Raw genomic sequence first — 12,520 nt, 5'->3', positions numbered from 1 at the left:
TAATTAAAGTAATTACGCAAGGAGTGCTTATTATGTTAGGCATTGTTTAATCCTCGAATGAGCTTCGCCAAAACCTTAATCGCCTGCTCCAACTTATCTCCCCATTCAAACGACGCATTCAAACGGAAGCAATGGTTGAAATGATCGCCAGTGGTAAACATTCGTCCCGGCGCGATGCTGACGCCCTGCTCCAGCGCCCGTCGATACAGTGCCATCGACGACAAACCGGCTTCTAACTCCAACCACAAGAAATAGCCGCCATCCGGCTGACTGACTTTCACCGTCGGTGGGAAGTATTGAGCGATGGCCTGACGCATGGCGCTTTGCCTTTGCGCCAACAACCGACGCAAACGGCGCAAATGAGTATCGTAACCGCCGTGTAGCAGATAATCGGCAATCGCCAATTGCGTCGGTACGCTGGTAGAAACGGTGCTCATCAATTGTAAACGCTGAATTTGTTGCGCATAACGCCCCGCCGCCACCCAACCGACACGGAACCCCGGCGCCAAACACTTTGAGAATGACGAGCAATGCAGGATCTGCCCATCGTGATCCAGCGCTTTTGCCGGTAACGGACGTTCTGCGCTGAAATACAACTCACCGTAAACATCATCTTCGATGAAAGAAATTTGCCGCTCGCGTAGCAAATCAACCAACCGGCGCTTATTAGCATCCGGCATACTCGCGCCCTGCGGATTCTGGAAATTGGTCATCAGCCAACAGGCTTTGATCGGATACTTCTCCACCGCTTGTTGTAACGCATCTAGATCGATACCGTCTTGCGGATGCGTCGCTATCGCCACCGCCTTCAACCGCAATCGCTCCAATGCCTGTAAAGCACCGTAAAACGCTGGCGATTCGATTGCCACGTAATCGCCCGGTTGTGTCACTGCCTGCAAACTCAGACTCAGCGACTCCATCGCTCCGGCAGTAATCACAATCTCATCTGGCGCCACCTGCATACCGCTCAGAGCATAGCGCTGTGCGATATGACGACGTAGAGCCTCGTTGCCCGGTGGCAGGTTAGCCAGTGAACTATGGGGGGTGAATTTACGCGCTACACTACTTAAAGCCCGTGCCAATTTGGGTTGGGCGAATAACGTGGCGTCTGGAAATGCGGAGCCGAACGGCACAATTGCCGGGTCTTGGCAGGCCTGTAACACGTCAAAAATAAAGGCGTTGATGTCTACCTGTTCACTCAGCAACAGTTTTTCACCACTGATCGGTTGCGGTAACGGCTGTGGGCGCGCCGCCACATAATAACCCGATTGTGGCCGGGCGACGATCCAGCCCTGGCTTTCCAGCAGTTGATAAGACTGCACCACCGTCATCAGGCTCAAACCCGCATGTTTACCGGTTTCACGCAGCGAAGGGAGTTTGTCTCCGGCACGCCATACCCGATTTTGGATCTGTTCACGAATTTGTTGTGCAAGTTGTTCGTATCGCGTCATTAACACCAACTGTTATAGGAAAAAGTAAAATAACTGTCACTATTATAGTCACTGTACTCTATGTTTAACTTAGCACCAAGTTTCCCCCCTGAGATTTAACGCTATGTACAATTTTAGGAGGCACCATGCTGGGCCTTGATGCACTTGAACTCGCCAGAATACAGTTCGCTTTCACCGTATCCTTTCACATTATTTTTCCTGCGATTACCATTGGGCTCGCCAGTTATCTGGCAGTGCTAGAAGGATTGTGGTTAAAAACCCACAACTCAACCTACCGCTTTCTATACCACTTCTGGTCAAAGATCTTTGCCGTTAACTTCGGTATGGGCGTAGTTTCCGGCTTGGTGATGGCCTATCAGTTTGGCACCAACTGGAGCTTCTTTTCCGAGTTTGCCGGGAGTATCACCGGGCCACTGCTGACCTATGAAGTCCTAACCGCCTTCTTCCTCGAAGCGGGTTTCCTCGGCGTGATGCTGTTTGGTTGGAATCGTGTCGGCCCCGGTCTGCACTTCTTCGCCACCTGCATGGTGGCCTTAGGCACGCTGATTTCCACCTTCTGGATCTTGGCATCCAACAGTTGGATGCAAACGCCGCAAGGACACGAAATTATCAACGGTCAGGTGGTGCCGGTCGATTGGTTGAAAGTGATCTTTAACCCGTCGTTCCCGTATCGCTTACTACATATGACGACCGCGGCCTTCCTGTCCTCCGCGTTCTTCGTTAGCGCCTCTGCCGCTTGGCACTTGCTACGCGGGCGCGATACCCCCGCAATGCGCAAAATGCTATCCATGGCGATGTGGATGGCGCTGATCGTCGCCCCGATTCAGGCAATGATTGGCGATGCGCATGGTTTGAACACCTTAAAATACCAACCAGCAAAAATCGCTGCTATTGAAGGCCATTGGGATAACTCATCAGGCGAGGCCACACCGCTTATCTTATTCGGCTGGCCAGATATGGAACGTGAAGAGACACGCTTCAAGTTAGAAATTCCTTATTTGGGGAGCCTGATCCTGACCCATAGCCTGACGGAACAGGTCCCAGCCTTGAAATCCTTCCCGCCGGAAGATCGTCCAAATTCCACCGTGGTGTTTTGGTCATTCCGCGTGATGGTCGCGCTAGGCATGTTGATGATTCTGGCTGGTGTTTGGAGCCTATGGCTACGCTGGCGCGGCGGGTTATATCAATCGCGGCCGTTCCTGTACTTCACCCTATGGATGGGACCATCTGGACTCATCGCGCTATTAGCGGGTTGGTTCACCACGGAAATCGGGCGTCAACCGTGGGTAGTTTATGGTTTACAACGCACCAAAGACGCGGTGTCTGCCCACGGCGATATGCACATGAGCATCAGCCTGTTGGCGTTTATTGTTGTTTACTGCTCGGTCTTTGGCGTTGGCTATTCCTACATGATGCGCCTGATCCGTAAAGGACCACAGCAACATGAAGGGGAAGAAAGTCACGCTAACGGGACTCCGGCGCGGCCACTTTCGGCAGTCACAGAAACTTTGGACGATAGGAGCTGAATATGGGAATCGACCTTCCGCTGATTTGGTTTGTGATAGTCGTATTCAGCACCATGATGTACGTGGTGATGGATGGTTTTGATTTGGGTATCGGCATCCTGTTTCCTTGGGTCAAAAACGACAGTGACCGCGATGTGATGATGAACACCGTCGCCCCGGTATGGGACGGTAACGAAACCTGGCTGGTGCTGGGAGGAGCCGCATTGTTTGGCGCCTTCCCATTGGCTTATGCAGTGATTTTGGACGCCTTGGCGATCCCGCTTACGTTGATGCTTTTTGGTCTGATTTTCCGGGGTGTCGCCTTTGAGTTTCGCTTCAAGGCCACAGCTGAAAAACGTCATATTTGGGATAAAGCCTTTATCGGCGGTTCGCTACTCGCCACTTTCTGCCAAGGTGTGGTGGTCGGTGCGATTATTAACGGTTTCCCGGTAGCAGGCCGCGCTTATGTTGGTGGCCCCCTCGACTGGTTAACACCGTTTTCCCTGTTCTGTGGTTTGGGTTTGGTGGTGACTTACGCCCTGCTTGGTTGCACTTGGTTGGTGATGAAAACCGCGGGCGAATTGCAGGAAAAAATGTATCACCTGACCACGCCGTTACTGTGCACTCTATTACTGACTCTGGCCGTAGTGAGTCTCTGGACGCCGCTCGCCCACCCAACCATCGCTGAGCGCTGGTTCAGCACGCCGAATCTGTTCTGGCTATTACCGGTGCCGTTACTGGTGTTGAGCAGCGCTTGGGGAATTTGGCGCGGGGTACACAACTTGGCACATTACTCACCGTTCTTGCTCACGCTGTTGCTGGTGTTTCTCGGCCTGAGCGGTTTGGGGATCAGCATCTGGCCGTTGCTCATTCCACCCGCCATTAGTCTGTGGCAAGCCGCTGCACCGCTACAAAGTCTAGGCTTCATGCTGGTCGGTGCCCTGTTTATCATCCCGATTATTTTGGTGTACACCTTCTGGAGTTACTACGTGTTCCGAGGGAAAGTGTCACCACAAGACGGTTATCACTAATATACCCTTCATCCTTCAAGCCGCAGGGGTGTTGACTGCCTTCACTCACCCCAGTCACTTGGTGGGCCAAGCTCCTGGGGACTTGCTCAGTTGTCGCCTACCTGCAACTTGAATGCTATTGGGTATAGGAGATTAGACATGAACGAAAAAACAGCATCCGCCCCATGGTGGAAACGCGTTGGTTGGCTAGTGGTGATTTGGAGTGCTAGCGTGCTGGGGTTATTTGTCGTAGCTTCCGTGTTTCGCCTGTTAATGGGCGCCGCAGGGATGAAACCTGAATAACCTTTCTCTACGGTTTTCCCATGGAGCCCAAAAAACGCTGTTGCATCGTCAACAGCGTTTTTAGATCCAGACACTGGTAATCCAACGCATACTGTTCAGCCACCTCAGCGATAATCTTCGCCAACGCCGGATAGTGCCGATGGCTCCAATGGGGGAACAGATGATGAGTCAAATGCAGGTTAGCGCCACCGAGCCAGTATCCCAGCCAGCGCGGAGATGCTTGCCAGTCAAAAGTGGTCGAGACAACATGTTGATACCAACCGTGCGTCATCTTCCCCTGTTGAGGAGCCTGATAGAAATGGGCTTTCGCCCAATGCGTACCAACAATCAGCATCACGAATACCAGCGACGACAACATCTGGCTTAGCAGATAAACCAGCAAAATGGTGGTGGTGCTGATTACAGGTGGCATCAGCCATAGCGGGATCGCCAGTGCCAGCGTGAAATGCGCCAGTTTACTCAGCAAGAAAACACCCCAGCCTTTTCCCCCCTGCCACATCATCTTGGGCGTCATGCGCGTTTTACCGGCGCGATCTAACCAGTCAAACAACCAGATGTAATAAGGGAAAGTCAACGCCGCCACCAGTGGCCAATAATATTGCTGCCAGCGCATAAACCCCTTGCGGTGCTGGAAAGGCGTTTGCCGTAATACACCGTTGGGATCAATATCCGGGTCGTAACCTTCAATATTGTTATACGCATGATGGAAGATGACATGCCGCACGCGCCAACAGTCAGCATCTAACCCTAACGGGATACTGACCCAAAAATTGAGCCAGTGATTCAGGCGAGCGCGTTTGAAAAAAGCATTATGCGAGGCGTCGTGTACCACGTTCACCGTCAACATCATGGCGGAAAAGATAAAGCCAAGGTAGCAACCGAAATAAGCCCAAGCATTGAGCTGTTGTAGGCTAAAACCATAACAGGCGGCACAGAGCAGAACCAGCGCCAGCACTTTGGCGTACATCCTTCCGTCAGCAAAACGGTGATCGCCGCGTGCTTTCAGATAAGCCACACTGGCGCGCATCAATGCTTGATGGATTTCACTATTTTCCCGTTGGAATGCCAATGGCCGCAGTGGCGTAGTATCTGGCATCTTCATGGCGCGGGCTGCCCCATGGCACGTAAAAATCGTTGCTGCTGCGCCAGCAGCTCACGGTAGCCAATACAGCGATAATCCATCCCGTGCTGCGAAGCAACCTCCGCCAGTATGGCGGCCAACGCCGGGTAGTGACGGTGATGCCAGCCAGGGAATAGATGATGGGTGAGATGATAATTCAACCCACCGGTCAGATGGTGCAACCACTTTGGTGAGGTTTCCCAATCGCAGGCGGTAGCAAAGTTATGCCGATACCACCCTTGCGGCATCACGCCCCCCTCCGGCACGGCATAAAACTCGGCCTGTGCCCAGTGGGTACCCAACAGTAAAAACACCACCAGCAACGAGGCCAGCATCTGGCTCAGCAAATAAGCCATCAGCACTATTTGCCAGCCAATCCCGTGTTGCTGACATACCACCAATGGGATCACCAGAACCACCAGCAAATGGCAAAGCTTGCTGGCAACAAACACTGCCCATCCTTTGCGCCCAGCCAACACGCCTTCAGCTGCTAACGGAGTTTTGCCCATACGATCGGACCAATCGAATACCAGCGCAATATACGGCAGTGATAAAGCGGCGATCAGCGGCCAATAAAGATGCTGATAACGCATATACGCTCGCCAGCGCTGAAAAGGGGTTTGGCGGAAGAAACCGTTCTCTTCGGTGTCCAGATCATAATGTTCAACGTTGGCATACACATGGTGATAGCTCACATGCCGTGTGCGCCAGTAATCGGGATCCACCCCTAACGGAATGGTCACCAGCCGCCCCGCCAAACGGTTCACCCAAGGCTTACGGGAGAAAGCGTTATGTGAAGCATCGTGATTGACGTTCACATTCAACAACATGCCCATCATGACAAAGGCGAAATAGCACAGCATAAAAGCCAAAGCCTGTTGCTGCACCAAACTGAGCAGATAAAACCCCACGCACAATAGCAACAGAATAACGGCCTTGCCCCAGCAAGCGGCATCGGCGAAGCGGTGATCGGCGCGACTCGTCAAATAACCATGAGCCCGGCGTTTTAATTCCAGATGAAATGCTTGCTCCCCATCTGCGGGGTAAGAAAGAAGTGGCAATAATTTAGCCATGAGTCACCTCTTTCTGGCGTCCCCAGCCCGCAGCAACAGCACAGCCATGAACGGTAATAGCGCAGACGATAAGCCACCAATACAAGTGATAGCTACCCAATGCCACCAATAAAAGAAATGCCAACGCTACCAACAGCCAAACACCGATGCCCCAATTGCGACCTTCCGCAATACCCCCCAATGCCATGGCACCCGTCGCCAACAACATAAACTGCGCCACTTGCTCGCCAGTCAGGCCGTTGTAACCGTAACCAAACCGGTAAACATAGCCCAAAACCAACGCGAACAGCAGCAATGCCCCGCTCACCATGCACCAGGCAGAGCAGCGGAAACGGGCGCTATTCATCGAAGGTTGGCAAGGTAGTTTGAAATAACGTAAAAACGGCAAGTTACTGGCCCAGAATGGGTTCGCCGACGATGGTTCCCCACGCACACCATAAGCGAAAGGCGTGGTTGGCAATGATGCGCCAAAGGTGCCGAACAACTTATCCCAGAAGATAAAACTACCGCCAAAATTCCGATTCGAATAAGCCAATTCATTGACGTGATGCACGCGGTGATGTGCAGGAGTCACTAGAATGTACTCGAGAAAACCGAGCTTAGGCGTCAGTGAGTTGTGGTTAAACAGTTGAATGCTGTAGTGCAGGATAGAAACGGTGATGAATACCGATAGCGGCACCCCAGCCAGTGCCAACAACATAAAGAACGGGATCGAGGTCAGCGACGAATACCATGAGTTGCGCACTCCCAGCGACAGATTGAAATGCTCGCCCTGATGATGCACCACATGTACCGCCCACAGTAGACGGAAACGGTGATGCAGACGGTGTAACCAGTAAAAACCGAAATCCCACGCCAGCAGCGTAAACAGCCACATCAGTATCACCGGCCAATGATCCACCCAGCCCAAACTGTAATGCGCTGCCACATAGCCATAACAGAAGATCTCCAACCCTCGGAACAGCCACAGCATGATATGCCCGGAGTTGAGATTGAAGATAACATCATGCCAATCGACACTGCCTTTGTTATGCCAATGCAGCCACAGCGCCTCGCCGAGCACCACTACCAGCATAAATACAATCGGTATCACAAGATCAGTCATGGTCTTTCTCCCTGACGAGCACCGCTAGCTATCCATTGAACGCGCTGGCAGACATAGCCCACGACTCCAGCCAACAACGCCCCACTGAGTAAATCCACAAACAAATGACGACGCAATTGCAAGATAGAAAAGGCAATCGCCAACCCCCAGATCACCAGCAACGCACTGCGCAGTCGCTTCCGGCTATCCATGGCGGCCCAGATCGCTAACGTCGTTAAGGCAATATGCAATGATGGCAGGCAGTTTTGTTTTGAATCAACGCTGATCAACGCCGCTAGCAAGGTCGAACTCAACGAGTTGCCCTGAAAGACCGGGTAATTCATGGTCGTCGGCCACAGCAGATAAATGGCTCCCGCCACCAGCGCACTCAACTGCATGCTGCTTCTAAGCCATTTGAGTCGGTTTAACGGACACAGCAAATAACACAATGGAATTATCAGAAAGAACGACAGATACAACCAGATAGCATGGGGACTGAAGGGGATCGCCCGATCGATCCAACTTGGAGCCAGTTGATAACCCACACCTTGCCAGCGATCACTGCTGTTATAAATCAGGCCGACAAATCCCCAGCCCAGTAGCATCTGCCATAAGCGGTACAGCACCGAGTTCATGGTGCCTCCGATAAATCAACAATTTCTGATAAATCAACAAGTTCAGGTAAACAAACAATACGCCTGCGCTTGGCATCAAACTGCGGCATGATAGCCTGCGCGGTTAACTGCCATTCCAACCGTTCCGTGGCGATACCATGCAGTTCGAACAACGCGATCAGTTGCTGCTGGCAACATGTCAACGCTTCTGGGCTAGTATCGACCAGCAACAGTAACCGCTTATCCCCTTGTTGGATCAGCCGATAATCCGCCACCGCAGGCAATGCGTTGGCAATCACCCGGCGGCACAGATCGGCAAAGACACGCTGTGTACCCCCTAGTTTCCCCGGTAGCTGCAATTGATCATCACAGCGCCCCTCAATACGCTCCAGCGCCATAGTGGCCTGCCCACAAGGGCAAGGCTGTTCTCGCTTGACTAGAATATCGTCCAAGCGATAACGCACGATCGGTTGAGTACGGCGGGTAAAATCAGTGATCAACGGGGTAAATCGCTGCTCGTCGATCCACTGAGGTTCGACATGAATAAACTCTTCGTTCAAATGCAAGGTGCCATGGCTACAGGTCGCCGCCAGAAAGCCTTCGGTGGCCTGATAAACTTCCCCCACCTCTGCAAATACTCGCCTCAATAATTGGCTGTCTTGCGGTTCCAGCACTTCGGCAACAGAAATCACTTTTTTGACTGATAACTGTAACTCCCCCCGTTCGATTGCCGTTGCCAAAGCACAGAGCACCTGCGCAGGAGCCACCACAATAGAGGGTTGTTGCCGTTCAAGTTGTGGTAAATGTTCGGCAAAGGGGGCAAACAGATCGTAAAACGTCAGGCTTAGCCAGCGGTTATTGACGCTGTGGTACAGGTTATTATCCGCTCGCAAAAATAACGCGACCTTTTCACCGGCCAAAACCCCTTGCGGCAACATTTTCGCTAACATTCCCCCCGCCCAGATCTGCTGCTCCTGAGGGCTAACCACAAACACCCCACGCCGCCCGGAAGTCCCGGTTGACAGGCCAACGCTGTACTTACCGACCTTAGGAGTAAAGTCACGATCGGTTTCACCGCGGCGCGCACAAGCCAGCAAGTCATCCAGCCGTAACCTGGCGGTATTCATCTGATCGAAATTAGCCATCATGAGCGCTTTATCCATCTGCGGCCAGTCGGCAATCGGTAATGCATGGAATGCCTGAAAATAAGGGCTTTTCGCCAGCACCCGGCGAGCAAAACGTTTCAGTTGCCGTGCCTGATAAACTTCCAGCGCCGATCGTTGGGTGAAACGCAACCGCCGCGCACGCAGGTAATGCCATAGCGTCATCAGTGGGATCATAAATCCCCCTCATGACACAAACGGATCTCTGCCCCACCGCCAACATACAACTGGTTGAGCGCTTCGAGAGTGTGATAATAACTGCGCGGATTATCCATAATCAGGTTCGCCAAGCGCGAAGGCCCCCGCAATTGCTGATAGTTCAGTGGCGACCAAGCAGCATCACTGGCCAATAGCGTCCAACCGGAATCAGTCTGTACAAAGGCACCAAGATGCCCGGCGGCATGCCCCGGCAGTGGCACGATGACAATTTGCCCGGCACTACCCGGCAAAGCATAGCCCCATTGAAAAGGTGCCAATTCGGCAGGCAAACTTTGTTGTGGGAAGGATTCGACAAACTGCAACCCAGATTCAAAATCTTCCGGTATCAATCCAGGAACAAACGCCCGTTTTAAGGCCGCCATACCCCGTAGATCGCGAGTTTGTTGCCAACCCTCGCCTGAGCAGATCATCTTAAGGCGGCTGAAATCGCGCAACCCCGCAATATGGTCAGCGTGAAAATGCGAAATAATCACCGCCTCAATATCACTAACGTTGAACCCCAAGCTGCGTAGCTGTTCGAGCAAGGCCTGCTGCGGACTGAAATAAACCGGCGTCACTTGGCGATAGAGCCGGAAAATCCCCTTGGCGGTGTAGTGTTGAAAATGGCTGGCATAGCCGGTATCCCATAGCCAACGGCGTCCCGCCACTTCTAGCAGATAAGCTCTGGAAGGAAACTTACAGGTACGCATCGCCGAACCCCGCAGCGCCATACAACCCAGGTGAGTGCAATAACCAATTTCAAACGTGGTGATGTTAGCCATCTGCCGCCATCCCCTGCTGTTTAAGCCACACCGAGGTCAATTCAATCCCTTGTTCTAGAGAGTAACGCGGCTGATAACCCAACTCCTCAATCGCGAGGGTGTTATCCAGTGTCATGTCAAAATAGGCTGCTGCGACGCTGTAGCGCGTCAACATCGGTTCTTTATTGGTGAAATGCGCTAACAGCTCCATGCCCCCCGCCACAGCGAATAATATGGGATAAGGCACCGCTTGCACCCGATATTGCCAGCCAAGTTGCTCAGTCAGCAGTTGGTGTAACATATCAACCAGCCGTTGGGGCTGTTGGTTGGTGATATTATAAATACTGCCGGAAACCAAACCCGACTTGCGGCTGGCTAAATCCATCGCATGTACCACGTTGAGCACAAACGTCAGATCCAAATAGGCATTCCCCCCACCCGGCAGACGCAACACACCTTTATCCCGCTGTAATTGTGCCAAAATCCTCGGCACAATTACCCGATCATGTGGGCCAAACAAACCTCGAGGACGTAGGATCAGGTAAGTCGTTTGCGGATAACAACGCAACAATCCGGCAAGACTCTGCTCGGCAGCAAATTTGCTCGCAGCATAATAATTGGCAAACCGCTGGGCGAATTCACTTTCCGTGATTTTGTGGTGATGTTTGAAATCGAAATAAACCGCAGGCGTCGAGATATGAATAAAACGCTTCACCCCACAACGTCCGGCGGCTTTGCCCAATCTTTCCGTCACAAAGGTATTGGCTTGATAAAATTCCTGGCGGCTACCCCAAGGGGAAGATTTAGCAGCACAATGCCAAACTACGTCACAACCAGCCATCAGTTGTTCGCACTGCACCTCTCCGGCACGGGTGAGATCCAGCGCGGTAAAAGTGGCACCTTGGGCTGCCAACACCCGGCCGACGACAACATCTCGCCCAGTGGCATGCACTTGATACCCTGCCGCCAGTAACCACTCAACCGCATTGCGTCCTAAGCCACTGGTGGCCCCAGTTACCAGTACTTTCATGGCAGCAACACCATGCCACCTAACGTTAGCCCAGCGGCAGTGCCGATCAGCATCACCGGTTTATCGGCATTGAGCCGACCGGTTATCGCGGCTTCATGCAGCGCCGAAGGGATCGACGCCGCCACCTGATTACCGCGATAACGGTAAATATCGACCAACGCCTCTGGCGTCACGTGTAGCCGCTTGCGCATATGTTCCAAAGAGAGATGGCTGGCCTGATGTGGCACCACAGTGGCGATTTGTGCCAGAGAGAGCCCGCCAGCAGCCAGCAGACGACTGAGGAAACTTTCGATCAGTGCAGAAGCTTGTCGGAATAACTGCTTGCCCTTCATATGGAACAGAAAATCGCTGTTACTCATCCCTGAACGCGGGTTGCAGCGCGTGCCACCCGCACGGATTTCACACAGTTCACTACCTTCTGGATGGGTTTCCATCAGATAGGACAAAATACCACTGCGCCCATCGCCACGCTCAACAATCGCGCAGGCGGCACCATCACCAAAAATCAGCGACGACTCTTCATCTTCCCAGTCGATACCCCGCGAAGCGATATCGGCCGAGACAATGGCAATACGCAGGTAAACACCACTATTGAGCAACCCTGCCGCCACTTGCAGCGCGGTGATAAAACTGACGCAACTGGTGTTGATATCAAAACCGGCAATACTCTGCCTTAGCCCCGCCAGTTTAAGAATATGAGCCGCACTGAACGGGAGCGCCTGAACGGCGATCGCCGAGGCAGAAATCAGCAGATCGATGGAATTTCGTGGGATTGCATGGCGAGCCAATGCGTCATCCAAGGCCGCTACCGCCAGTTCAGCTTGGCTGGCATCATTACTGGCATGGAAACGATGAGTAATCCCCGAGCGTTTTTCTACATAGCCAGCGGGCTTATTCAACCGCTGATCCAGCAACGAGGACTCGACGCACTGAGCGGGTAGAGCTGCGCCGGTAGCAATAATTTTAAGTGGCAGTACGGTGTGAGGAAGGCTATCCATAGTCATTATTATCGCCCAGTCTACTTGTCCATCAATCGGTTAGCCGAACTTCAAGCGTTGCTAATCATAAAACTTCGCTTATCTCGACCAATCCCTTGTTTCAAATCAATATAACGAAAAGCCTAACAGCAATTCTTACTGATTGATTCCATTAACTTAACTAGCTGTTTGATAATAGGTACCACAGCCTAAATCAACACTAATAATAAA

Annotated in this window: 12 protein-coding genes; 3 read left to right on the top strand and 9 right to left on the bottom strand. The window is 52.4% G+C overall.

What is annotated here, in order from left to right; translation table 11 throughout:
- Positions 1–35 precede the first annotated feature (35 nt).
- On the bottom strand, positions 36–1,451 hold the full coding sequence (locus AC3ISQ_RS09775) for an aminotransferase-like domain-containing protein (RefSeq protein WP_489352722.1): 1,416 nt from the start codon (positions 1,449–1,451) through the stop codon (positions 36–38).
- Between the two features lie 125 nt (positions 1,452–1,576).
- Between AC3ISQ_RS09775 and AC3ISQ_RS09770 the strand changes: the two genes are divergently transcribed.
- The 3 genes from AC3ISQ_RS09770 (at position 1,577) to AC3ISQ_RS09760 (ending at position 4,269) form a co-directional block, all read left to right on the top strand.
- Positions 1,577–2,977 carry a cytochrome ubiquinol oxidase subunit I gene (locus AC3ISQ_RS09770; RefSeq protein ID WP_489352720.1) on the top strand — a complete coding sequence of 467 codons (1,401 nt, stop codon included), beginning with the start codon at positions 1,577–1,579 and terminating at the stop codon, positions 2,975–2,977.
- Positions 2,978–2,979: 2 nt separating this feature from the next.
- A complete protein-coding gene (gene cydB / locus AC3ISQ_RS09765) occupies positions 2,980–3,987 on the top strand; it encodes a cytochrome d ubiquinol oxidase subunit II (protein WP_489352718.1) in 1,008 nt (335 codons plus the stop codon).
- A 138-nt stretch (positions 3,988–4,125) separates the two neighbouring features.
- Positions 4,126–4,269 carry a DUF2474 domain-containing protein gene (locus AC3ISQ_RS09760; protein WP_489352716.1) on the top strand — a complete coding sequence of 48 codons (144 nt, stop codon included), beginning with the start codon at positions 4,126–4,128 and terminating at the stop codon, positions 4,267–4,269.
- Positions 4,270–4,276: 7 nt separating this feature from the next.
- On the opposite strand, the gene AC3ISQ_RS09755 is transcribed toward AC3ISQ_RS09760, so the two are convergent.
- The 8 genes from AC3ISQ_RS09755 to AC3ISQ_RS09720 are packed head-to-tail and all read right to left on the bottom strand — an operon-like array spanning position 4,277 to position 12,316.
- Positions 4,277–5,371 carry a fatty acid desaturase family protein gene (locus tag AC3ISQ_RS09755; protein WP_489352714.1) on the bottom strand — a complete coding sequence of 365 codons (1,095 nt, stop codon included), beginning with the start codon at positions 5,369–5,371 and terminating at the stop codon, positions 4,277–4,279.
- Positions 5,368–6,462, bottom strand: coding sequence for a fatty acid desaturase family protein (locus AC3ISQ_RS09750; RefSeq protein WP_489352712.1), 1,095 nt, complete (start codon positions 6,460–6,462; stop codon positions 5,368–5,370). Before AC3ISQ_RS09750 ends, AC3ISQ_RS09755 begins: the two co-directional genes overlap by 4 nt.
- Entirely contained in the window at positions 6,455–7,567 is a 1,113-nt protein-coding gene (locus AC3ISQ_RS09745) for a sterol desaturase family protein (RefSeq protein WP_489352710.1), read from the bottom strand. The genes AC3ISQ_RS09750 and AC3ISQ_RS09745 overlap by 8 nt, the downstream gene beginning before the upstream one ends.
- Complete coding sequence (locus AC3ISQ_RS09740) at positions 7,564–8,181, bottom strand: phosphatase PAP2 family protein (protein ID WP_489352708.1); 618 nt, start codon at positions 8,179–8,181, stop codon at positions 7,564–7,566. Before AC3ISQ_RS09740 ends, AC3ISQ_RS09745 begins: the two co-directional genes overlap by 4 nt.
- Entirely contained in the window at positions 8,178–9,500 is a 1,323-nt protein-coding gene (locus tag AC3ISQ_RS09735; protein ID WP_489352706.1) for a F390 synthetase-related protein, read from the bottom strand. The genes AC3ISQ_RS09740 and AC3ISQ_RS09735 overlap by 4 nt, the downstream gene beginning before the upstream one ends.
- Positions 9,497–10,303 (bottom strand): MBL fold metallo-hydrolase, encoded by an 807-nt coding sequence (locus AC3ISQ_RS09730; protein ID WP_489352704.1) that lies wholly within the window; start codon positions 10,301–10,303, stop codon positions 9,497–9,499. Before AC3ISQ_RS09730 ends, AC3ISQ_RS09735 begins: the two co-directional genes overlap by 4 nt.
- A complete protein-coding gene (locus AC3ISQ_RS09725) occupies positions 10,296–11,312 on the bottom strand; it encodes an NAD-dependent epimerase/dehydratase family protein (RefSeq protein ID WP_489352702.1) in 1,017 nt (338 codons plus the stop codon). The genes AC3ISQ_RS09730 and AC3ISQ_RS09725 overlap by 8 nt, the downstream gene beginning before the upstream one ends.
- A complete protein-coding gene (locus AC3ISQ_RS09720) occupies positions 11,309–12,316 on the bottom strand; it encodes a 3-oxoacyl-[acyl-carrier-protein] synthase III C-terminal domain-containing protein (RefSeq protein WP_489352700.1) in 1,008 nt (335 codons plus the stop codon). Before AC3ISQ_RS09720 ends, AC3ISQ_RS09725 begins: the two co-directional genes overlap by 4 nt.
- Positions 12,317–12,520 lie beyond the last annotated feature (204 nt).

The organism is Serratia sp. KH_031, from assembly GCF_057839655.1.
The sequence above is the reverse complement of the archived record's forward strand: the minus strand, read 5'-3'. Positions and strand labels throughout refer to the sequence as shown.

Coding starts and splice junctions, on each gene's coding strand:
- AC3ISQ_RS09760 (WP_489352716.1), top strand. CDS start 4,126: ATGAACGAAAAAACAGCATCCGCCCCATGGTGGAAACGCGTTGGTTGG.
- AC3ISQ_RS09725 (WP_489352702.1), bottom strand. CDS start 11,312: ATGAAAGTACTGGTAACTGGGGCCACCAGTGGCTTAGGACGCAATGCG.
- AC3ISQ_RS09745 (WP_489352710.1), bottom strand. CDS start 7,567: ATGACTGATCTTGTGATACCGATTGTATTTATGCTGGTAGTGGTGCTC.
- AC3ISQ_RS09720 (WP_489352700.1), bottom strand. CDS start 12,316: ATGACTATGGATAGCCTTCCTCACACCGTACTGCCACTTAAAATTATT.
- AC3ISQ_RS09730 (WP_489352704.1), bottom strand. CDS start 10,303: ATGGCTAACATCACCACGTTTGAAATTGGTTATTGCACTCACCTGGGT.
- AC3ISQ_RS09775 (WP_489352722.1), bottom strand. CDS start 1,451: ATGACGCGATACGAACAACTTGCACAACAAATTCGTGAACAGATCCAA.
- cydB (WP_489352718.1), top strand. CDS start 2,980: ATGGGAATCGACCTTCCGCTGATTTGGTTTGTGATAGTCGTATTCAGC.
- AC3ISQ_RS09750 (WP_489352712.1), bottom strand. CDS start 6,462: ATGGCTAAATTATTGCCACTTCTTTCTTACCCCGCAGATGGGGAGCAA.
- AC3ISQ_RS09735 (WP_489352706.1), bottom strand. CDS start 9,500: ATGATCCCACTGATGACGCTATGGCATTACCTGCGTGCGCGGCGGTTG.
- AC3ISQ_RS09740 (WP_489352708.1), bottom strand. CDS start 8,181: ATGAACTCGGTGCTGTACCGCTTATGGCAGATGCTACTGGGCTGGGGA.
- AC3ISQ_RS09770 (WP_489352720.1), top strand. CDS start 1,577: ATGCTGGGCCTTGATGCACTTGAACTCGCCAGAATACAGTTCGCTTTC.
- AC3ISQ_RS09755 (WP_489352714.1), bottom strand. CDS start 5,371: ATGAAGATGCCAGATACTACGCCACTGCGGCCATTGGCATTCCAACGG.